Below are 19,601 nucleotides of genomic sequence, written 5' to 3'. Positions count from 1 at the left end.
TTGTAATCACTATGTAATAAAACACATGAAATTGTAAATAGTTTTTGAATTTTTTTCTATGTTTCTAAAATTTTTCATGTTAAAATATGCTATAGAATTGAAACATATAAAACGAAGGTGGCTAGGTGCTTTGTCTGGAGGATCTGACCAAGTAAAGAATATGATATATATTAATGGTAATCGTCGAGGTCATTGTTTTATTACATCAGGAATTACGTTTAAAGAGTTTGCAAGTAACATCCCTTCACCGCTTCATCAAGTGTTGCTTTTAAAGCATAATTTTGAATGGACAGATTTTCATTATCATACTTTATTTGAATATGTTGAGGAAGAAAATATACATAAGTTAATTCAAGCAGAGATTGATGAATTTGATGAATTTTGTTGGGTAGATTTTGATGATGCAAGCGATTTAGATGAACTAGAGCCAAAAGAAATTGCAGAGCTTTTATATTTGGCTCACAAAAAAGAACCACTTGCAAGAACATTCTTTCCGCTATTGAAAAATAGATTTGTTTATTTTTCACATGATGACGGATGGTACAACAAAGTGTATTATCGCAGAATTGCTGACTTTGTAGGGATGTTAAGTAAAGTCATTCCTTATAAACTCGGTGCTTTCGGTAAGAAACGTTTTTCTTTGTTCCAAAAATCAAAAATTTTCCCAGCAATTTCAAAAGAATTGATCATGGGGCTTATTCCATTAATGGAAGATGGTCTTTATATCGATCTCGCAGGGAAAATTGAGTCAAGAAGGGGTCTTGAAATTCCGGTATATGTAGTGGGTTCGTTTGAAAGTACGGATGAGGTGCTAGATAATATCGATGAATTGAAAGAAGAAGCAACAGAGACTGGTTGGCTTATTTTTGATAAGAAAGAACAAGAGTGGCAATGGGTTGTGGACTAAGAAAACTTGGCGCATGCAGTCAAGTTTTCTTGTCATTTGAAAGGAGTACAAATGAAGAAATATTATACAATTGTGGGTATTGTAAGTATTATTCTCGTGGCAATATTACTTATAACTTGTCCGAAAGAATCAGATTTTAAAGTGTATGTAGAAGATAAGTATGCCTTGAAATGTGACGAGAGTAGTTTTGAATGCACACAAAATGTAGATGGTAAAAAAGAAAAACTAAAATTTGAAAGTACAGATGCACGAAATGGTGTATTCTTTATGACTGTAAAACAAACATTTAAAACTGAAGCTGGTGTTACGAAAGAATATAGCGGAGTAGGAATGTTTGGTACATTTCTTTTTGTTTCAGAGAAGACTTTCTAGTAATAGAAGGTCTTTTTTTTATGCTTATGTTCATATAGATGAAGTAAGACAAGCATAGGAGGGGTATTGATGAAGAACACATGTATTGTTTGCGGCGGTGAGGAGTTTTTCTCTTCTACATTATATGCACGTACGAAACAAGATTGGGCATATGCGCCAAACATGTACCGTTTTGAAAAGGTGTTTATTGAGCCTAGGGATGAAGAAAATTATCCAGTGTTTCAAGAAATTACAGCAAAACATTGCTGTGGATGCGGTCATATTATGTTGTATCACGAATGAACACACCAAGTATAACTTGGTGTGTTTTTTTAAAACGCTGACAAAGCAAGCGGATAAAGTAAAGTAAATAAAACAGAAAAACTACCAAAACCAATTGCTGTATATCCAAGTGTTCTTGCTCCAAAATTGACAGCTAATAAGCCAACTAAAATTGCAAGAGAACCGAGTGTAACTGGATAAAATGCAATTGAGAAAAGCGAAAGAAATAAAGCGACATAACCTATCATTGCACCGGTATTTGTACCTTCTATTTCATTTGCAATTTCTTTACGCTTACGTCTAATTGGTATGCCAGCTGGTGATATTTCAGCTGCATACTCTTCGTTTTTTTCACCACTTTTAAAATGATGATTTCTCTTTCTTCGCATGTACATCCCTCTCTTTCAATTGGGTGTACCTATAGTATCTTTCATAAAGAGAAGAACATGAGTATGAGTTAAACCCAAGTAAAGCAAAAATTGGAGAATAAAGATTCCATCGTTAGCATGTACATCTCCTAATGAAGATAAACAGGAATTTTGGAAAATGGTGTAGAATGAAATGAGTGATAAACCGTGAAGGTAGGGGAATGCATGACGAAATTTAATTGGCATGAATCAGCAGAGAAGAAATGGGATAGTAGTGCAGAGTTTTGGAATCAAAATAGTCAGGAGATGTGGGATAGTGGGAGTAGGAGTACGATTATTCCATTTTTTGAACAATACGTGAAGAAAGAAGCCAAGGTGCTTGACGTTGGTTGTGGAGATGGATATGGTACATATAAATTAAGTCGCGCAGGCTATAAAGCAGTTGGAGTAGATTTATCAGAAGTGATGATTCAAAAAGGGAAGGAGCGCGGAGAAGGACCGGATTTATCCTTTATAAAAGGGGATTTTTCTTCCTTACCGTTCGAAAATGAACAATTTGAATCAATTATGGCAATTAATTCTTTGGAATGGACCGAGGAGCCATTACAAGCATTACATGAGATAAAGCGTGTTTTAAAAAGCGATGGGTATGCATGTATTGCAATTTTAGGACCGACAGCAAAGCCGCGAGAGAACAGCTATCCTCGTTTATACGGCAAAGACGTTGTTTGTAATACGATGATGCCTTGGGAATTTGAACAGTTAGCAAAAGAACAAGGTTTTGAAGTTGTAGATGGAATCGGTGTATATAAGCGCGGAGTAAATGAGAAGATGTTAGGTCAACTCTCTACAGAGTTACAACAATCGTTAACATTCTTATGGGTATTTATGTTAAAAAACGTATAAAGAACTGAAAGAATTTTTAGGAGGTAAATAAGTGCAGAAAATACAAAAAACTGATACAATATCATCAGAACCAATTAAAGGGGGACTAGGGTATATGACAACTACTACAACAGTTAAATCCGACATTGAAATCGCACAAGAAGCAAGTATGAAGAAGATTCAAGAAATTGCAGCTGAATTAAATATTTTAGAAGATGAATTAGAGCCATACGGGCATTATAAAGGTAAGTTATCTCTTGATATTTTTAAGCGCTTACAGAATGAGAAAGACGGTAAAGTTGTTTTAGTAACTGCGATTAACCCAACTCCGGCTGGAGAAGGTAAATCAACAGTAACAGTTGGTTTAGGTCAAGCTTTTAATAAAATTGGTAAGAAAACAGTAATTGCACTTCGCGAACCATCTCTTGGACCAACGATGGGACTAAAAGGCGGAGCAGCAGGCGGTGGTTTTTCACAGGTTGTACCTATGGAAGACATTAACCTTCACTTTACTGGAGATATTCATGCAATCACAACTGCCAATAACGCGTTAGCGGCGTTTATTGATAATCATATCCAACAAGGAAACACACTTGGAATTGATACGCGTAAAATCGTTTGGAAACGCTGTGTTGACTTAAATGATCGTGCTCTACGTAACGTAGTAATTGGTCTTGGTGGACCAGTTCAAGGTGTACCACGTGAAGACGGTTTCGATATTACAGTAGCATCTGAAATTATGGCCGTATTCTGCCTTGCAACAGATATTCAAGATTTAAAAGCGCGTCTATCTCGCATCGTAGTTGCTTATAACTTTGCAAATCAACCTGTAACGGTTAAAGATTTAGGTGTAGAAGGTGCGTTAACATTATTATTAAAAGATGCATTAAAACCAAACTTAGTACAAACGTTAGAAAATACACCAGCTATCATTCACGGCGGACCATTTGCGAATATCGCTCACGGTTGTAACAGTGTTATCGCTACAACAATGGCAGCAAAATTAGGTGATTATGTTATTACAGAAGCCGGATTCGGTGCTGATTTAGGTGCAGAGAAGTTTTTAGATATTAAAGCTCGTGCAGCTGGCATTAAACCAGAAGCTGTTGTTATTGTTGCTACTATTCGTGCGCTTAAAATGCATGGTGGCGTAGCAAAAGATCAATTAAAAGAAGAAAATGTAGACGCATTAGCAAAAGGTATGGAAAACTTACAGAAGCATGTTGAAACAATTCAAAGCTTCGGTGTACCTTTCGTAATTGCAATTAATAAATTTATTACAGATACAGATGCAGAAGTTGCATACTTACAAGAGTGGTGCAATGAGCGTGGCTATGCAGTATCCTTAACGGAAGTTTGGGAGAAGGGTGGCCAAGGCGGAGTTGACCTTGCTGAAAAAGTATTAAAAGAAATCGAAAAAGGTGAGAACAACTACGCACCACTTTATGAATTAGAATTGCCATTAGAAGAAAAAATCCGCACAATTGCTCAAAAAGTGTACGGTGCAAAAGATATTGAGTTTGCTCCGAAAGCACGTAAGCAATTAGCTCAATATGAAGGAGAGGGATGGAGTAACCTACCAATTTGTATGGCGAAAACACAATATTCTCTTTCTGACGATGCAACGAAATTAGGTCGTCCATCTGATTTTATCGTTACAATTCGTGAGCTAAAACCATCTATCGGTGCAGGGTTTATCGTTGCGTTAACAGGAACAATGTTAACAATGCCAGGCCTTCCAAAACAGCCAGCAGCACTACAAATGGACGTAAATGAAGATGGAAAAGCAGTAGGTTTATTCTAAAAGGTTGTAATTCATCTCGTTTATCTGTAAACTATATATACATCAAGTGGCGCCTTTCCATCGAAAGGCGCCTGTTTTTTGGAGGAAATTATGTTTGATCCAACTGCTTTTGATAATTTAAAAGTAATCGTAGAAGGCGCTGTTTATGATTTTGATTTACATGGAGATATTCTTGTAACAGATCGAAAAGATATGATGGACCTTGCTTCATTAAGTCGTATATATCATATTTCATTTCAATTAACAGAACCATTCGAACCGTTAGTAGAAGCAACATTCTCACTATCTGTAGATGCAAAGAACTTGTCTGGTGAAATATTAGAAGTACCACAATTTACACCAGGTTGTGAAATGAAATTAGCATTTTCATTCCCGATAGAAAAACCAGAAATAATGTGTGAAGAAATTGAAATTTTCATGCATTCTATATGGGGAAAAGAAAGAATGATTACGCAAAAACTTTCATACGAATATAATAAGCAAGCGATTTCATATCATAATAAGGTAGAGGTTCTATTTCAAAAAGCGATTACAGAAGACCATGTTGATGATTTAATAGCTGTTATTTCACACATGATAGAAACGGTGCGAACAATACAACATTTTCTTCAAAAATAGAGATAAAGGAGAAAAACAAATGATAAAAGATATGCAACCATTTTTACAACAAGCTTGGGAGAAGGCTGGTTTTAAAGAGTTAACTGAAATTCAAAAACAAGCGATTCCAACTATTTTAGAAGGACAAGACGTTATAGCTGAATCTCCAACTGGAACAGGAAAAACATTAGCGTACTTATTACCCCTTTTACATAAAATTAATCCTGAAATAAAACAGCCACAAGTTGTTGTTTTAGCGCCAACACGTGAGCTTGTCATGCAAATTCACGAAGAGGTTCAAAAGTTTACAGCAGGAACTGAAATTTCAGGTGCATCTTTAATTGGTGGTGCAGATATTAAGCGCCAAGTTGAAAAATTAAAGAAACATCCGAGAGTAATTGTCGGTTCACCAGGCCGTATTTTAGAATTAATTCGTATGAAAAAGCTAAAGATGCATGAAGTGAAAACAATTGTATTTGATGAGTTTGATCAAATTGTAAAACAAAAGATGATGGGCGCTGTACAAGATGTAATTAAATCTACAATGCGCGATCGTCAATTAGTATTCTTCTCGGCAACAATGACAAAAGCTGCAGAAGACGCAGCACGTGATTTAGCAGTTGAACCACAATTAGTACGTGTAACTCGCGCTGAGTCAAAAAGCTTAGTTGAACATACGTACATCATCTGTGAGCGACGCGAAAAAAATGATTACGTAAGAAGAATTATGCATATGGGCGATGTCAAAGCAGTTGCTTTCTTAAATGACCCATTCCGTTTAGATGAAATTACTCAGAAATTGAAATTCCGCAAAATGAAAGCAGCAGCTCTTCATGCAGAAGCAAGTAAGCAAGAGCGTGAAGCAACGATGCGTGCATTCCGCGGCGGGAAATTAGAAATTCTACTTGCTACTGATATTGCGGCACGCGGTATTGATATTGATGATTTAACACACGTAATTCACTTAGAATTACCAGACACAGTAGACCAATATATCCACCGCTCAGGACGTACTGGACGTATGGGTAAAGAAGGAACTGTCGTATCTCTTGTAACTCCACAAGAAGAGCGTAAATTACTGCAATTTGCGAAAAAACTAGGTATCGTATTTACGAAGCAAGAAATGTTCAAAGGATCGTTTGTAGAAACGAAACCGAAAGCACCAAAGAAAAAGAAACCAGCGTTTACTGGGAAGAAGAAGCCTAGATAAATAATGGGAAAGACGTAACTATTTGTAGTTACGTCTTTTTTATTTGTAATTGAATAATACAAGGAGGTTTATTAATGGTTATTAAAATATATCTATCATCATTTTTTAAATCAACATATGTACAAGGAAGTAATATAAAAAGAGTCGAATATTAAACTGATACGAAATAATAAAAAGAAGGTACATGTATGAATAGGAAATTAGGGATGTTTTTAAATACGAAACATATTGAAGTATACAAAGGAATAAAAAAGGCGAGAGAATGGAATTTAGAATATATTCAATTGTATGCTATGAATAAGAACTTCAACTTAGCTAATATTCCAATGGTAGAATGGACTACTTTAAAGAAAAGTTTATTTTTTAATGGAATACAGGTTCCGTCATTAGCAATTAACTTTGGAGAAAATGGAATTATAGGAATGGAAGTTGACCGTGCAATAGATCAGTTTAAACATATTACTGACAGAGGTTTGGAGCTGGGAGCAAAGATAATAACAGCTCATATTGGGGGAATTCCAGATGATGAAAAAAGTGCGTACTATGATAAAATGGAACAGGTTTGTTATGAGGTAGGGAATTTAGCATTCAAATTTGGAGGAGTCTTCGCTATTGAGACAGGATCTGAAAAAGCAATAGTGTTAAAACGATTTTTAGAAACTATAAACTCAAAAGGACTAGCTGTTAACTTTGACCCAGCAAATATAATAAGTGATGTAAATGAAAATCCGGTAGAAGGTTTATTACTATTAAAAGATTATATAGTACAAACTCATATTAAAGATTGTAAAGAAGTAAAAAATAAAAATTCAAGTAAGTATATAGAAGTCGCAGCGGGAAATGGTGAAGTGGATTTCGATATATTTTTTAAGGTATTAGATGAAATTGGATTCGACGGATATAACATGATTGAAAGAAATGATTATTTTGACGAACTGGATGGGATGAGTCAGTCGATAAATTTTGCAAAGAAGTACATATCAACTCAAAAGGAATAACGATAGCACTTGTAGAAACCTACATAGAATATAAAAACCATTAGGGGGAAATGAAATGATTCATAAAGTTGGACAAATTATGTTATATGTAAACAATCAAGATGAGGCAGTCAATTTTTGGACAGAAAAGGTAGGGTTTCATGTAGTTGCAGAAGAAGATAATAAGCAAGGAATGAGATGGATTGAAATCGCTCCGAAAAGCGGTGCAGAAACGAGCATTATATTACATAATAAAGAAGTGATTTCTAAAATGAGCCCAGAATTAAATCTTGGTACACCATCTTTAATGTTCTTCTCAGAAAATCTTGAACAATTATATACAGATTTAAAAAATAAAAATGTTACTGTTGGCGAAATGGTAACTATGCCTTCTGGTAAAGTGTTTAACTTTGCTGATAGTGAAGGGAATTATTTTGCGGTTATGGAAAAGAACAAATAATAATATTGCTTTGTAAAAAACCCCCTCAAATATATTGAGGGGGGTTACATGTTTGAAGTAGATTTTTCATTAGAGAGTTGATTAATATAAAATACGCCTTTTTCAATAGCTGTCTCAATATAACCAACGATTTGATTAAACGTAAATACTTGTAAGTCTTCATGCAAATGTTGCTCTGGATACAACATATCTTCAAAAAGATACTTTCGAAATTCTGAAACATTTTCTTTAGAAACCTCTTCAATATCCACAATGTGAGCTTCTTGATTGAGAAGTGAGAAGAGCTGTTGTTCTTTATCGTAATGATGAAGCAACTTTGCATTTAATAATTTAAAATCGTTATAGTACATAGGTGCGATCGTTTCGTCATTTTCGATTCTATTTTTTAGCCACGGTAGAAAAAAGCCACTTAGCCAATTGTCATCGGCAATGAGATGTGTGTAATAGCCTAAGAGAAAAGGGGAATCCATATGATCTCTATATTTTTGAAAAAAAGAATTGAAATCTATCCTTCTCGTATAATTTTTCGTTGTACCAGCGTAAAAGTGTGAAGTTCCTTTTTCTTCTGCTGAATGAACCGCATCAGGGGCTACCCCTCCAAGTATGAAAGAAGTTTTATCTTGAATACATAGTTTTTCGGCAATCTTGTTAGCGATAATAGCATGCATAATTCGTGATCCCATGAATGACACCTCGGTTTCAAGTATTCATTTCAGGAAGAGGACTGAACAGTTAGTATTACTTTCCCTGTACTTTTTCTACTTTCGACCCATTCATGTGCTTTCCCTGCATCTTGAAGTGGAAAAGATTTCGTAGCCTTAATTTGCAAACGTCCGTCACGCAAATAACGGAATACTTCATTTGCAGTTTCTTGGAGTAGTTCAGGACGTTTTTTTCGTGTAGTTCCAAAGCTAAAACCGAGTATAGAGCGGCAACTTGCATGTAAATCTTTCGTTTGGAAATTGCCAATTTCACCACTAGCATTACCGAAATGAACGAGGCGACCATAATAAGCAAGACATTTTAAACTTCTTTCCGAAACCGTTCCAGAAATAGAATCTAAAATTACATCGACCCCTTCGCTATTTGTCAGCTCATTGACCTTCTCTACAAAATCTTCATCTTGATGACAAATAACATAATCAGCTCCAGCCTCTAAAGCAATTTCTTTTTTTGCTTCACTTCCGACAGTACCTATAACTGTTCCAGCCCCTAATAGTTTTGCAAGTTGAATTGCTGTAGTACCAATTCCACCAGCAGCTGCATGAATGAGCACAGACTCACCTTGTTGAATCCTTGCAACATTTGCGAGTAAATTATAACTTGTGAAAGTTACGATCGGACAAGCAGCTGCAGTTTGGAAATCGACTTCATCAGGTAAAGCAAAAATAAGATTTTCGTTTGCGACAACATATTCTGCGTAAGATCCATTTTGAGGAAAAGCGATGACTCGCTGTCCAGGATAAATATTTTTTACATGAGAACCGACTCGTTCTACAACACCAGCGACATCTATCCCTGGTATAAAAGGTAGTGCTTTATTTCCTTTTTTACCATAACGGGATTTAATATCGGCGAAATTTACACTAGTAGCAACCACGCGAATTAAAACTTGATTGTTTGAAATAACCGGCATATCCACATCTGTATATTGCATCACTTCAGGACCACCGAACGACGTTACAATGATAGCTTTCATTAAATATCCCCCTAAATTTGACTATATAAATCATTTTAAATCTTTATCAGAAATTGGAAAATTATATAATAGTTATGTGTAGTTATAAGTGAAGCTTATGAACATATTGAATCATTATATTAATCTATATAAAAAACTTTTGAAAAAATCGAACGAAATATGGATTACTTGCCAATATAAAGTGTAAGACAAAGGAGGGATGGTATATGAAGGATGAAACAGTGTATATAGATTTAATCAAATTAACTTTATCAGGCAATAAAGAAGCGTATAGCGAATTGTATGATGTAACGATTCACGAAGTATATAAGACAGCACATTTTTTAATAGATGATAAAGCGGATGTAGATGATGTTGTTCAAGAAATATACATACAACTATATGAATCGCTTCGTAAGTATGATAGCGAGAAGCCATTTCGTCCTTGGCTAATTGGACTTGCTATTAAACAAATTCACTCTTATAGAAGAAAGAGGTGGATGCGACTACGAATTATAAAAAAAGCAGAAGAGCAAAGAAAACCAGTACAAATTGATTTTTCTAACGATGTTGTAAGTAAAATATCAAACCAAAAACTAATCGAACTTATTCATAAATTACCGTATAAATTGAAACAAGTTATTATCTTAAGATACTTACACGACTACTCTCAAGAAGAAGTAGCACAAATATTACATATTCCAATTGGTACTGTGAAATCTAGAATTCATTCGGCCTTAAAGAAACTACGTCAAAAAGAGCAAATAGAAGAAATCTTTTTAGGAGAGGTAGGGAATGTGAAATGAGTTTAGATTGTAGAGTTAGAGAATCTATACAAGAGGAAGCGAAGGAGATTGTTGCCCCGCCGGAGTTAAAAGAAAAAGTAATCGTTCAAATAAAAATGAATCGTGGTGGAAGTAAGGTGAAAAAACGTCTTATCGCAGGAGTACTTGCAGCAGCTCTTTTAATCCCGACGACGGGTTTTGCGTATCAATCTATTATGGCGGATGGTATATACGGATCTTTCGAGAATTTAAAAAAACATGCTGGAGCGATGACATTAGAGGCGTACATGCGTTTTAGTGCAAAGCTATCAGAAGCAAAAGATGAAATGGGTACAAAAGAATATGAAGTGTTTACAAAAGAACTAAAGAAATTAACAAATGCAAAGCTTGCGTACGGAGATTCGAACGGTAATATTGATTATGATGCATTATCGCCAGCAAAAAGAGAAGAAATGAAAAAGGTAAGTATGGGCCTTCAACCATACTTTGATAAATTAAATGGTCATAAGTCAAGTAGAGAAGTATTAACGCAAGAAGAGTTTGATCGCTATATGGAAGCTTTAATGACACATGAAATAGTACGAGTGAAGACAAAATCAACCGGTGCAATAAAACTAGAAGAAGTACCTGAGGCATATAAAGAAAGATTTATGAAAGCAGAGCAGTTTATGGAGTATGTAAATGAAAAGGTGCGATAAGTAAAAAAGCTCAGAGTCTAAGCTCTGAGCTTTTCTTATTGAAACGTAAATATATTAACCACCTATGCCTTTTGCTAGCGATAGGAAATATGAAACTACTAGTATTAGTCCATTTAATACTGTACCAACTATTCCGAATAACCAATTTTTTGATGCTATCGCAAAAATAATCCCCAGTAATGAAAGAATACCTAGTATGGAAATAACTAAAGTTAAATTTGCATTAGGCCCTCTTAAAATAAAGAAAGAAAATATGCTTGCGAGAAACATTAGACACGAGAATCCAAAAAATCTATACATAATAATTCTCCCTTGATTGAAATGTAATTTGACTTAATACATGACTCCTTTTAGTTTAACATAAATTTCCTTTTCTCATGTATAGCGACTTTTACAAGTAATATTGCATTTATAAATAAACCGCCAAAACCAATGACATTTAAGTATTGGTTATCAATTATATTTTTTCATATTTGCAATGTCTTTTTTTATAAAACAATCTAAAAGGGAATAACCAGCTACTAAACTAATTATCGTAACAAAAGTTGTATTTATAAGAATAATATTAGCTAAATAAGGTAAGTACGAACCAACCGGTGAAAAGAGTAGAGCTGGAGAAAAGGAAATAAATAGAGTAGGCAACGTAATAGCAATAAATTTATCCGGTTGAAAGCTCCAGTTGTGTTTACTCGTTTCGCGATTAATAGATTGAAGGAATCGTAATAAAATGCCGACTATAAGAGGGAAGAGTGTAAAGTAGAATAATCTTGGATAAACGTTAAAGTTTACTTGCGCGTCTGTATCTAAATAAAATTGAATTTTCACTCCGACAAATAATAATAAGACGATAAATAATGTGAAGCAGAGGTATAGCATCACTTTTTGCATTATATTCCACCACCCTTTACTCAAAATATATTCAAAAAAAGAAGAGATATACAATAACAACTGTTGTATATCTCTTCTTTTACTGTTAGTTAATAGTGGAGTTTGCTTTTGCTTGCTTCGTGAAATAATCAATAATGCCCATCGCGCTAATTTCTATATCTAGATGTAAAATATTATAAACGGAATGATCTGATGGAACGTTTAATTTTGTAAGATGAGAAGAGATCTTATCCATTAATACAGTTTGTAAAGCTTTAGTCGCTTCATCGAAATCATTATACTTTTCAAAGACCTCTTTACCAGTATGAACGAAAATAGGTAGCCAATGTTCCAGTTGGTTATATACTTCTGTAACATTGGAGGATGCACCGTAATGACCGAAATAAATAGTATCTACATTCATACTTAGAATATGATTTTTAGAAGCAATCATTGCATCTGGTTGAAATTGTGAAGGCGACGTTGATGGTAAATATAGTTCTACACCAAGGTCTGCGAGTTCTCTATAATAAATTCCAATTGTATCGCCAGTGAAAATACCGTTTGTTAATGAATCATGAATGCTAATATGGTGCTTCGCATGTCCAGGTGTATCATAAAATGTAAGGGTGCGGTCTTCTGCAATCTTTAACGTATCACCATGTTGTACAATACGAACACGTTCTTCTTCAATTGGAAGAATTGGATCGAAAAGTCTATCGAAATCTTCTTTGTACACAGCTTTTGCGCCTAAAATGAGTTTTGTTGGATCAATCATATGACGAGCACCGCGAGAATGTACATATAAAGTAGCACTTGGGCACTTTTCCATCATTAAACCAGCAGCCCCGGCGTGATCTAAATGAACATGTGTAACGATAATGTTTTTTACATCGTTTAAATCAATATGTAATTGTTGTAAGCCTTCTAAAATATACGGAAGAGAAGGGGCTGCACAAGTTTCAATTAAAGTAATATCGTCACCTAATAAAACGTACGTACCAGTTCGTTCATTATGTTGTAAATCGAAATCATCAATAAGATATAGGTGAGAAGATAATTGCTCTACCTTTTTCATCTTTACCACTCCTTATATACGATATGTAACTATTATACGCTAAAAATACAAAAAGGCAGAAAACGAAAGCTCCGTCTTCTGCCTTTTTGTCATGTTATTATTGCCTTTGTTGTTTATTAATAGACATAACGAATAGTCCAACAATCCCACCAACTAATGGAAGCATAATCTCTCCTGCTAAATTAAAGTAGGAGCTTAAAAATAAACCATTTACATCGATTACCCAGCCAATCACATACAATAACATCATATATAGTACGAAATAAAACTCGCGATTTGAAATCGTTTCATGTTGTGCAGTTTTCATAATGAACACCATCCTTTTCTTTTATAATGGAATATAAACTGTCACATTTTGTTCACAATTCAATTGTAAAACTTTCCAACATAAAAGTCTAGGAGTTTGTGTCGAATTTTCGAACGGAAATAAAGCGCTATTATTTTAGCCTGTAAGTACGTAATAAGAGCTGTATATTCATGAATGTAGTATAGTATAAACATAGAATGATAGTGAAGAGAGGGGTAAGGAAAATGACAGTTTATGATTTTTCAGCTAAAACGATAACAGGAGAAGATAAATCGTTAAAAGATTACGAAGGAAAAGCACTTCTAATTGTAAATGTAGCTAGCAAATGTGGTTTTACACCACAATATAAAGGATTACAAGAAGTATATGATAAATATAAAGACCAAGGACTAGAAGTACTCGGTTTCCCTTGTAACCAATTCGGAGGACAAGAACCAGGTACAGAAGCAGATATTACTAGTTTTTGTGAATTAAACTATGGTGTGAATTTCCCGATGTTTGCAAAGATTGATGTGAAAGGTGATAAGGCTCATCCTCTGTATACATACATGACAGAACAAGCACCAGGTTTACTAGGTATGAAAGCAGTGAAATGGAACTTTACTAAGTTTTTAATCGGAAAAGATGGGAAAGTAGTAGGGCGTTTTGCACCGCAGACAAAGCCGGTAGATTTAGAAGTTGAGATTGAGAAAGTACTTGGAGAATAACTAGAAGTTTCACTTTAATAAAAAACGCCTCAAAGAACAATGTAGTTCTTTGAGGCGTTTTCTTTCAACTCACATTATCAAGATTAAATCGCTGAATGGAAGTCATTTGATTTAGGCGGAGAAGCTGCTTTTTTCATAAGGACTTCCCATAAGTGTACGGATTTTCCCCATTCCGCTGCGACCTGTCCCTTTTGATACATAGCGTTTTCATAACTGAAAGTAAACTGTTGCATATCATTCGAGTTGTAAAGTGTATCGATGTGGAGAGCATATTCTCGGAATGTTTGACTTTCACCCCGTCGTATACCGATTCTCGCAAATTGTTTCAAAAGTGCGCTGTAAGCTTTGCTATAAACAGCATCATCTTTTTGATATTTATAGAAAAGAATGATAAAAAATGTAATCCATTTCATTCTAGTAGCAAAGAGAGTATAGCCGATAATACTAATTGGTATCATAGAAAGGAATACGTACCACCAAGAAAATTTATTTTTAGAATTTGTATATTTTTTAGTAGGAGTTTCTTTTGTATCTTCTATTAAACTTTTGAGCTTTGCTTCATTGTTTCTTTGGTGCATTTGCGCATTTTGAGAATTAGTTTCTTCGCTATTTTGTAAAGTAGGAGCAGGAGTATTATTTGTGAAATTATAGGGATTGGTAAATCCTTTTGTTGGTTCGAATGGAATCCATCCGTATCCTGGGAAATATACTTCGACCCAAGAGTGTGCGTTATCGTTCGCGATTTTATATACATCCTCACCTTCTGCACCAACTAGTGTGTTATCAAGAGTTCCTTCTGTATAACCTTTTACCCATCGAGCGGGAATTCCAGCAGAACGAAGTAACACGATCATAGATGTTGAGAAATTATTACAGTAGCCGCTTTTTGTATCGAAAAGAAATTGATCTACATAATCTTGGTTTTTGGCAGGGAACAACACATTCATTGTTTCATATACGAAAGAATGGTCGGTGAAGTAATTTTCAATAGCTAATACTTTATCATATCGGTTGTCTTTATCATTTGTTAGATTAGCAGCTAAGTCTCTTACTCGCTGCGGTAATGATTCGGGAAGTTGCGTGTACTTTGTTATGAAATAAGGATTTGTTTCTTGAGCTTCATTCGTTTTTACAGCTTTTAAGTTTTCTATGGAAAACTCCGGGACCTCATACGTTACTTTATATGAATGTAAAGTAGTAGAAGAGTCTCCGTCCATCGTATAGATTTTTTCTGAAAATGGATCAATGCTGTATGATACATTAGAAGGAGCCTCAACAGATACTAATCCTGCTGGATAGGTAAGGTGGGGATAGCTTTTTTGCATGTTGATTGTTGCCGTAGTTGTCTCCGTTTTTGTATTTTGTTCGTACCAGCTCACGACGTCGTTTTTATTTTTAAAAGAAATCTTATTTTGATTTTCAGAAACCTCCCAGCCTTTTCCGGTATAAAAATCTTTCGTTTCAACTCTCCAATATTGTTTGTTTTGCGTTTGCGCTGTGAAAACAATTGTAGGATCCTCCTTAAAAGGACCGCCTAGTCGCGAGTCATCTAAACCATACCCAATTTTAGAAACTTCTTGTTTTTTACTTGTTTCGGATGTATTGAATTTTAAAAAATCCATTGGGTTTGACCATTGAGGGCCAAATTTTGGAGCAAAGTATGCGATGGTTGCTAATAATACAATAAATATTGTTAGAGGTTTAAGTAATTTTGAGATTTCTCTAGCATAATTTTGTAAGTGTTCCATCTCTTTTATTCGTTCTATGCGAAGAAGACTAAGCATAAAAAAGCCGATGACAACAGTACGAACAATAGCGTAGTTTGCATGATATAAATGTAAGTTATGAAAAACGGTAATATAAATGATAGTCAATAAAAGAAATAACAACCCACGTTTTTTATGAATCATCCAAAAAGAGATGAAAGCACTCAAAAACCAAAATGATATAAAAAATAAAAGTGTTGGAAAAACTGGAGAAATATCTAGCAAATTCCCCTGAAATAACAGGGAGAAATTTCGAGAAATATCAGTAAAAAATTTCGTTAGCCAAGATGGATTTATAAAAGCATTTTTATAATATAGGAAATGAATGATGAATAAAATCGTGATGATCTTTATTGGAATCTGCCACTTTGTTTGAAAAAAAGAGAGAGTGAAGCAAATCCCTATAAATATTACAAAAATATCTAATCTACCTACGTTTGTAATACCTATGAGGGGCCTTAGCCATTCTAGTAAAAGTAGAAATGCGCATGCATGCATGAAAAATCTGTTCATATCCAATTGTTTTTTTGTTTGTAATGTTATCATTTGCTCACCTCAAAAAATACGTTTGTATAGTGGTTTTCATAAACCGCTTTTACAAATATTTTTCGTTTTTGTAGAGTTTCTAGAATACTGAGTTCTCGATGTGAGAGTTGATTTGCTTTTTCTTTTACGACAAACACCATTAATTTTCTATTTTTAATAGCAGCAAAGTCAGCTGCCTTTTGGATATCTGGAGAAAGATCGCTTGTCACGAGTACAATCGTGACGGGCTCATAAATTTTTCTTAATTCCATTTCTACACTCCGGGAGAGCGGGAATACACTATCTGCTTGTACTTTTGCTAAATGACAAAAGATTTGATGCAACTGACTATCTCCATTGTCTAAAGGGAAAAAAGTTCGTTCTTTTCCGACAGATACGAATGACGCTGGTGAATTTTGCTTCAAGACAGACCTGACAATAGAGGCAGTAAATGTGACGACTGATTCGAATAGAGGGGATGGGGTTCTGTCCATGAATATCATAATATTATGGCTGCGCTGTTGTTCAAACTCTTTCGTCATAATGTTGTTTGTTCGGGCAGTTGCTTTCCAATCAATCCATGAAAAGCGGTCACCAGGTTTATAGTCTCTCACACCGACAGAAATGGAAGAGTCTTTTACTAAATTTATATTTGCTGAAAGTGCTCCTTGTTCGAAATGATTTTCCATTTGTCGATATGTTATATCTACATATTGGGGATAGACTAAAAATGTATCTGGAACTGAAAAAGTTACTTCTTTCTCCATCATACCGAATAAATCACCAGTTTTGACACGTACGCTTGAAAAAGCGTGCTCTCCTCTAGGGATTGTTTCAATTGCATATTGAAACGAAATATTTCGTTTCAATCCTGGAAAGAGTATTACTTTATTCATCTTCGTTTGTTTACAATTTGTAAATTGTGATGGCAACACATCTTCTATAATTAAATAAAGTAAGGGAAAAGGAAAACTTCTTTTTATTGTAATCGTACTTAAAAATGGTTCTCCTGCTACATATTCGTCTTGATTTGTTATTCGTTTTACTTCAGCATTCCGTAAAGCATAGAAGGGGAGTAATAGTGAATAAAGGCCAATAGGAATTATACTGTAAAACAAAAACCAACTTACAAATCCTCCTTGAAGCATAGCGTATACAAATATTAAGACTAGGCATAAAGGAATGAGTGATAACTTAGTAAAATGATAGAGTGCTCGTAGTATCCGTTTCATCAAAGATTCATCTTCCTTTGAGTAGGTACGGTAGTTCGCGCAACGATTTTTGCGATAACTTGTTCTCCTGTAATTCCTTCAAATTTTGCCTCCATTTTTAAAATGAGTCTGTGAGCCAATACGTAAGAAGCTAAAAATTTAACATCGTCTGGAATAACATAATTTCTACCATGGATAAATGCATAAGCTTGTGAAGCTTTCATTAAAGCAATCGAGCCACGTGGACTTGCACCAAGCTGTATAGAACTATAAGAACGAGTCTGACTAACAAGCTTTACAATGTAATGCTTGATTGCCTTGTCCATACTTACTTCCCGTACGCTCTGTTGTAAATAAAGTAATTCTTCTATTGTAGTAATAGCTTGTAAATGGGAGAGAGGATTCGTTTTTTCCATCCGGTTTAAAATTTCAAATTCTTCTTCTTGTGTAGGATATCCCATTTTTAGTTTCAATAAGAAACGGTCGAGCTGTGCTTCTGGTAAAGGATATGTTCCTTCATACTCGACCGGATTTTGTGTAGCCATTACAAAGAACGGTTTTGGTAACGGTCTTGTCATGCCATCTATTGTAATATTGCCTTCTTCCATACTTTCAAGTAAAGCAGACTGTGTTTTTGGAGATGTACGATTAATTTCATCGGCCAGTATAAAATTCCCCATGATTGGTCCAGGTTTGAACTCAAATTGGAGCTCTTTCGGATTATAAATAGAAACACCTGTTACATCTGATGGCAGTAAATCAGGTGTAAATTGAATGCGCTTGTAATCAGCATCAATAGATTTAGAAAGCGCACGTACTAACATTGTTTTCCCAACGCCAGGAACATCTTCTAATAGTACATGACCTTCAGCTAAGAGAGCTGTCAAAGCTAAGATCGTTTCTTTTCGCTTTCCGACCATTAACTTTTCAATATTACTAATTATTTTTTCTATAATGGGATGTAATGAATCAAGCTGGTGCATCGTAATCCTCCTAATGTTATTATCGGTTTCTAATTTATTTAGTGGAAAATAGAGTTTATCTTTCTAGTTGCGAGTAGTGAAACTCTTATCTTTAATTCTAAGAATATTCAGATTATTTATCTGATTACATCTAGTATAATTGTTTCCGCAACTAAGGGCAATATGGTAAATAATGATTTGTAGTTTTATATGAAAAGAGAAGCGAATAGAATAGGAAGCTTGGTTATATGGGTAGAGAGAGTTGAGAAGTATAAATATTTTTCACACAATGAAAAAGAGGGACATGAGCATTGCTACTCATGTCCTACGACTTATTTATTCGGGGAGTAAAACTTTTACCTCAAAACTCGGCTGGAGCAAAGAAGTTAAGTGTGGGATGAACAAAACCGCCACTCATTATAGTTTCACTTTATGCTTTCGTAATCGCACGCGGAAATAAAATATTATTTTCTAAATGAATATGCTCAAATAAATCAGACTCTAGAGCTTCAAGACGTTGGTAAACAAGTCGATAAGTGCCACAAGCGCCTTCTGGAGGAGTAAAGTCATTTGTCACTTTACGAAGTTCTTTTATAATATTTCCAGCATGATTGTGCTCATTTTCTAGTTCATCTACTACTTTACGTAACTTTGCATAGTTTTCATCAGTTGGATTTTGTTCAAATTCTAAAATTAATGGAAAGTCTTTCGTTTCTTCTTTAATTAAATGCTGTTCTAATTCCATTTTAAGTTCATGAAATAGCTTATGAATTTGAGCTAAATGAGGCTGATTCGCTCCATGAACGCGTAACACTTTCGTCACATATGGACTTAACTGTGGTAACTCTTCATTTAAATAACGATGATGCTTATTAATTACATAATCAATCAATTCACGATAAGAAGCATTTTTCCAATCAATTTCAGATTCATTTAATCGTTTCGTATTATGATAAAGCGTATTTAACTCTGTAATTACTTCAGAAGCTGATAAATTTCTTTCATGAATTGCATCAATAAGTGGCTTATTACCACCACAACAAAAATCTATTCTATATGATTTAAAAAGATCACTAGCTTTCGGGAACTGTGTAACAATCTCACCAACAATTGAAGTTTCAGTAAATGTATGTTCCATATGAATGCCTCCATAAAGTTTTAATGTAGTATCTAAAT

General features: G+C 34.6%; 23 protein-coding genes. 12 read left to right on the top strand and 11 right to left on the bottom strand.

Features of this window, described 5'->3' with window-relative positions; translation table 11 throughout:
• The first annotated feature begins 130 nt into the window (after positions 1–130).
• From Q9B79_RS07960 to Q9B79_RS07950, 3 genes are all read left to right on the top strand, one after another.
• Positions 131–907, top strand: coding sequence for an oxalate:formate antiporter (locus Q9B79_RS07960; RefSeq protein ID WP_306183292.1), 777 nt, complete (start codon positions 131–133; stop codon positions 905–907).
• A gap of 51 nt (positions 908–958) precedes the next feature.
• Positions 959–1,279: a hypothetical protein gene (locus Q9B79_RS07955; RefSeq protein WP_306183291.1), complete on the top strand. Its 321-nt coding sequence runs from the start codon at positions 959–961 to the stop codon at positions 1,277–1,279.
• Between the two features lie 69 nt (positions 1,280–1,348).
• Positions 1,349–1,561, top strand: a complete 213-nt coding sequence (locus Q9B79_RS07950) for a hypothetical protein (RefSeq protein WP_306183290.1) — start codon at positions 1,349–1,351, stop codon at positions 1,559–1,561.
• Positions 1,562–1,590: 29 nt separating this feature from the next.
• On the opposite strand, the gene Q9B79_RS07945 is transcribed toward Q9B79_RS07950, so the two are convergent.
• Positions 1,591–1,929, bottom strand: coding sequence for a permease (locus Q9B79_RS07945; protein ID WP_263703606.1), 339 nt, complete (start codon positions 1,927–1,929; stop codon positions 1,591–1,593).
• 204 nt (positions 1,930–2,133) lie between these two features.
• Here Q9B79_RS07945 and Q9B79_RS07940 point away from each other — a divergent pair, with 204 nt between their 5' ends.
• From Q9B79_RS07940 to Q9B79_RS07915, 6 genes are all read left to right on the top strand, one after another.
• Positions 2,134–2,814, top strand: a complete 681-nt coding sequence (locus Q9B79_RS07940) for a class I SAM-dependent methyltransferase (RefSeq protein WP_306183289.1) — start codon at positions 2,134–2,136, stop codon at positions 2,812–2,814.
• Between the two features lie 94 nt (positions 2,815–2,908).
• Positions 2,909–4,597 (top strand): formate--tetrahydrofolate ligase, encoded by a 1,689-nt coding sequence (locus Q9B79_RS07935; protein ID WP_012644371.1) that lies wholly within the window; start codon positions 2,909–2,911, stop codon positions 4,595–4,597.
• A 90-nt stretch (positions 4,598–4,687) separates the two neighbouring features.
• Positions 4,688–5,215 (top strand): hypothetical protein, encoded by a 528-nt coding sequence (locus Q9B79_RS07930; RefSeq protein WP_306183288.1) that lies wholly within the window; start codon positions 4,688–4,690, stop codon positions 5,213–5,215.
• A gap of 19 nt (positions 5,216–5,234) precedes the next feature.
• On the top strand, positions 5,235–6,404 hold the full coding sequence (locus Q9B79_RS07925) for a DEAD/DEAH box helicase (protein WP_306183287.1): 1,170 nt from the start codon (positions 5,235–5,237) through the stop codon (positions 6,402–6,404).
• 188 nt (positions 6,405–6,592) lie between these two features.
• Positions 6,593–7,402, top strand: a complete 810-nt coding sequence (locus tag Q9B79_RS07920) for a sugar phosphate isomerase/epimerase family protein (protein ID WP_306183286.1) — start codon at positions 6,593–6,595, stop codon at positions 7,400–7,402.
• A 55-nt stretch (positions 7,403–7,457) separates the two neighbouring features.
• Complete coding sequence (locus Q9B79_RS07915) at positions 7,458–7,841, top strand: VOC family protein (protein WP_306183285.1); 384 nt, start codon at positions 7,458–7,460, stop codon at positions 7,839–7,841.
• A 44-nt stretch (positions 7,842–7,885) separates the two neighbouring features.
• On the opposite strand, the gene Q9B79_RS07910 is transcribed toward Q9B79_RS07915, so the two are convergent.
• Entirely contained in the window at positions 7,886–8,524 is a 639-nt protein-coding gene (locus tag Q9B79_RS07910; RefSeq protein ID WP_306183284.1) for a zinc dependent phospholipase C family protein, read from the bottom strand.
• Between the two features lie 29 nt (positions 8,525–8,553).
• Positions 8,554–9,540, bottom strand: a complete 987-nt coding sequence (locus Q9B79_RS07905; RefSeq protein WP_306183283.1) for a quinone oxidoreductase family protein — start codon at positions 9,538–9,540, stop codon at positions 8,554–8,556.
• A gap of 206 nt (positions 9,541–9,746) precedes the next feature.
• On the opposite strand from Q9B79_RS07905, the gene Q9B79_RS07900 reads away from it, so the two are divergent.
• Entirely contained in the window at positions 9,747–10,325 is a 579-nt protein-coding gene (locus Q9B79_RS07900; RefSeq protein ID WP_306183282.1) for a sigma-70 family RNA polymerase sigma factor, read from the top strand.
• The gene (locus Q9B79_RS07895; protein WP_306183281.1) at positions 10,322–11,002 is read left to right on the top strand and encodes a DUF3600 domain-containing protein; all 681 of its coding nucleotides are present in this window, start codon (positions 10,322–10,324) and stop codon (positions 11,000–11,002) included. The genes Q9B79_RS07900 and Q9B79_RS07895 overlap by 4 nt, the downstream gene beginning before the upstream one ends.
• A gap of 54 nt (positions 11,003–11,056) precedes the next feature.
• Here Q9B79_RS07895 and Q9B79_RS07890 read toward each other — a convergent pair whose 3' ends face one another.
• The 4 genes from Q9B79_RS07890 to Q9B79_RS07875 form a co-directional block, all read right to left on the bottom strand.
• Positions 11,057–11,302 carry a hypothetical protein gene (locus Q9B79_RS07890; protein WP_306183280.1) on the bottom strand — a complete coding sequence of 82 codons (246 nt, stop codon included), beginning with the start codon at positions 11,300–11,302 and terminating at the stop codon, positions 11,057–11,059.
• Positions 11,303–11,455: 153 nt separating this feature from the next.
• Entirely contained in the window at positions 11,456–11,890 is a 435-nt protein-coding gene (locus Q9B79_RS07885) for a hypothetical protein (RefSeq protein ID WP_306183279.1), read from the bottom strand.
• Between the two features lie 85 nt (positions 11,891–11,975).
• Positions 11,976–12,947: an MBL fold metallo-hydrolase gene (locus tag Q9B79_RS07880; RefSeq protein ID WP_306183278.1), complete on the bottom strand. Its 972-nt coding sequence runs from the start codon at positions 12,945–12,947 to the stop codon at positions 11,976–11,978.
• 97 nt (positions 12,948–13,044) lie between these two features.
• Positions 13,045–13,254 carry a DUF3925 family protein gene (locus Q9B79_RS07875; protein WP_000844978.1) on the bottom strand — a complete coding sequence of 70 codons (210 nt, stop codon included), beginning with the start codon at positions 13,252–13,254 and terminating at the stop codon, positions 13,045–13,047.
• 224 nt (positions 13,255–13,478) lie between these two features.
• On the opposite strand from Q9B79_RS07875, the gene bsaA reads away from it, so the two are divergent.
• Entirely contained in the window at positions 13,479–13,961 is a 483-nt protein-coding gene (gene bsaA / locus Q9B79_RS07870; protein WP_088609028.1) for a glutathione peroxidase, read from the top strand.
• Positions 13,962–14,044: 83 nt separating this feature from the next.
• Here bsaA and Q9B79_RS07865 read toward each other — a convergent pair whose 3' ends face one another.
• The 4 genes from Q9B79_RS07865 to ric all read right to left on the bottom strand — a co-directional run bounded on the left by Q9B79_RS07865 (position 14,045) and on the right by ric (position 19,563).
• On the bottom strand, positions 14,045–16,273 hold the full coding sequence (locus Q9B79_RS07865; RefSeq protein WP_306183277.1) for a transglutaminase TgpA family protein: 2,229 nt from the start codon (positions 16,271–16,273) through the stop codon (positions 14,045–14,047).
• Positions 16,270–17,484, bottom strand: a complete 1,215-nt coding sequence (locus Q9B79_RS07860; protein WP_306183341.1) for a DUF58 domain-containing protein — start codon at positions 17,482–17,484, stop codon at positions 16,270–16,272. Before Q9B79_RS07860 ends, Q9B79_RS07865 begins: the two co-directional genes overlap by 4 nt.
• Entirely contained in the window at positions 17,484–18,446 is a 963-nt protein-coding gene (locus tag Q9B79_RS07855) for an AAA family ATPase (protein WP_306183276.1), read from the bottom strand. The genes Q9B79_RS07860 and Q9B79_RS07855 overlap by 1 nt, the downstream gene beginning before the upstream one ends.
• Positions 18,447–18,855: 409 nt before the next feature.
• On the bottom strand, positions 18,856–19,563 hold the full coding sequence (ric, locus tag Q9B79_RS07850) for an iron-sulfur cluster repair di-iron protein (protein WP_306183275.1): 708 nt from the start codon (positions 19,561–19,563) through the stop codon (positions 18,856–18,858).
• Between the last annotated feature and the right edge of the window lie 38 nt (positions 19,564–19,601).

The sequence above is a fragment of the Bacillus sp. MHSD_36 genome, assembly GCF_030757775.1.
GTDB lineage: Bacteria > Bacillota > Bacilli > Bacillales > Bacillaceae_G > Bacillus_A.
Note: the sequence above shows the minus strand (reverse complement) of the source record. Positions and strands in the feature narration are given on the sequence as shown.

What these genes read in the sequence shown, in the direction of transcription:
- ric (WP_306183275.1), bottom strand. Translation starts at nt 19,563, where the DNA reads ATGGAACATACATTTACTGAAACTTCAATTGTTGGTGAGATTGTTACA.
- Q9B79_RS07955 (WP_306183291.1), top strand. Translation starts at nt 959, where the DNA reads ATGAAGAAATATTATACAATTGTGGGTATTGTAAGTATTATTCTCGTG.
- bsaA (WP_088609028.1), top strand. Translation starts at nt 13,479, where the DNA reads ATGACAGTTTATGATTTTTCAGCTAAAACGATAACAGGAGAAGATAAA.
- Q9B79_RS07890 (WP_306183280.1), bottom strand. Translation starts at nt 11,302, where the DNA reads ATGTATAGATTTTTTGGATTCTCGTGTCTAATGTTTCTCGCAAGCATA.
- Q9B79_RS07950 (WP_306183290.1), top strand. Translation starts at nt 1,349, where the DNA reads ATGAAGAACACATGTATTGTTTGCGGCGGTGAGGAGTTTTTCTCTTCT.
- Q9B79_RS07895 (WP_306183281.1), top strand. Translation starts at nt 10,322, where the DNA reads ATGAGTTTAGATTGTAGAGTTAGAGAATCTATACAAGAGGAAGCGAAG.
- Q9B79_RS07865 (WP_306183277.1), bottom strand. Translation starts at nt 16,273, where the DNA reads ATGATAACATTACAAACAAAAAAACAATTGGATATGAACAGATTTTTC.
- Q9B79_RS07910 (WP_306183284.1), bottom strand. Translation starts at nt 8,524, where the DNA reads ATGGGATCACGAATTATGCATGCTATTATCGCTAACAAGATTGCCGAA.
- Q9B79_RS07935 (WP_012644371.1), top strand. Translation starts at nt 2,909, where the DNA reads ATGACAACTACTACAACAGTTAAATCCGACATTGAAATCGCACAAGAA.
- Q9B79_RS07945 (WP_263703606.1), bottom strand. Translation starts at nt 1,929, where the DNA reads ATGCGAAGAAAGAGAAATCATCATTTTAAAAGTGGTGAAAAAAACGAA.
- Q9B79_RS07925 (WP_306183287.1), top strand. Translation starts at nt 5,235, where the DNA reads ATGATAAAAGATATGCAACCATTTTTACAACAAGCTTGGGAGAAGGCT.
- Q9B79_RS07885 (WP_306183279.1), bottom strand. Translation starts at nt 11,890, where the DNA reads ATGCAAAAAGTGATGCTATACCTCTGCTTCACATTATTTATCGTCTTA.
- Q9B79_RS07875 (WP_000844978.1), bottom strand. Translation starts at nt 13,254, where the DNA reads ATGAAAACTGCACAACATGAAACGATTTCAAATCGCGAGTTTTATTTC.
- Q9B79_RS07920 (WP_306183286.1), top strand. Translation starts at nt 6,593, where the DNA reads ATGAATAGGAAATTAGGGATGTTTTTAAATACGAAACATATTGAAGTA.
- Q9B79_RS07915 (WP_306183285.1), top strand. Translation starts at nt 7,458, where the DNA reads ATGATTCATAAAGTTGGACAAATTATGTTATATGTAAACAATCAAGAT.
- Q9B79_RS07900 (WP_306183282.1), top strand. Translation starts at nt 9,747, where the DNA reads ATGAAGGATGAAACAGTGTATATAGATTTAATCAAATTAACTTTATCA.
- Q9B79_RS07940 (WP_306183289.1), top strand. Translation starts at nt 2,134, where the DNA reads ATGACGAAATTTAATTGGCATGAATCAGCAGAGAAGAAATGGGATAGT.
- Q9B79_RS07930 (WP_306183288.1), top strand. Translation starts at nt 4,688, where the DNA reads ATGTTTGATCCAACTGCTTTTGATAATTTAAAAGTAATCGTAGAAGGC.
- Q9B79_RS07860 (WP_306183341.1), bottom strand. Translation starts at nt 17,484, where the DNA reads ATGAAACGGATACTACGAGCACTCTATCATTTTACTAAGTTATCACTC.
- Q9B79_RS07880 (WP_306183278.1), bottom strand. Translation starts at nt 12,947, where the DNA reads ATGAAAAAGGTAGAGCAATTATCTTCTCACCTATATCTTATTGATGAT.
- Q9B79_RS07855 (WP_306183276.1), bottom strand. Translation starts at nt 18,446, where the DNA reads ATGCACCAGCTTGATTCATTACATCCCATTATAGAAAAAATAATTAGT.
- Q9B79_RS07905 (WP_306183283.1), bottom strand. Translation starts at nt 9,540, where the DNA reads ATGAAAGCTATCATTGTAACGTCGTTCGGTGGTCCTGAAGTGATGCAA.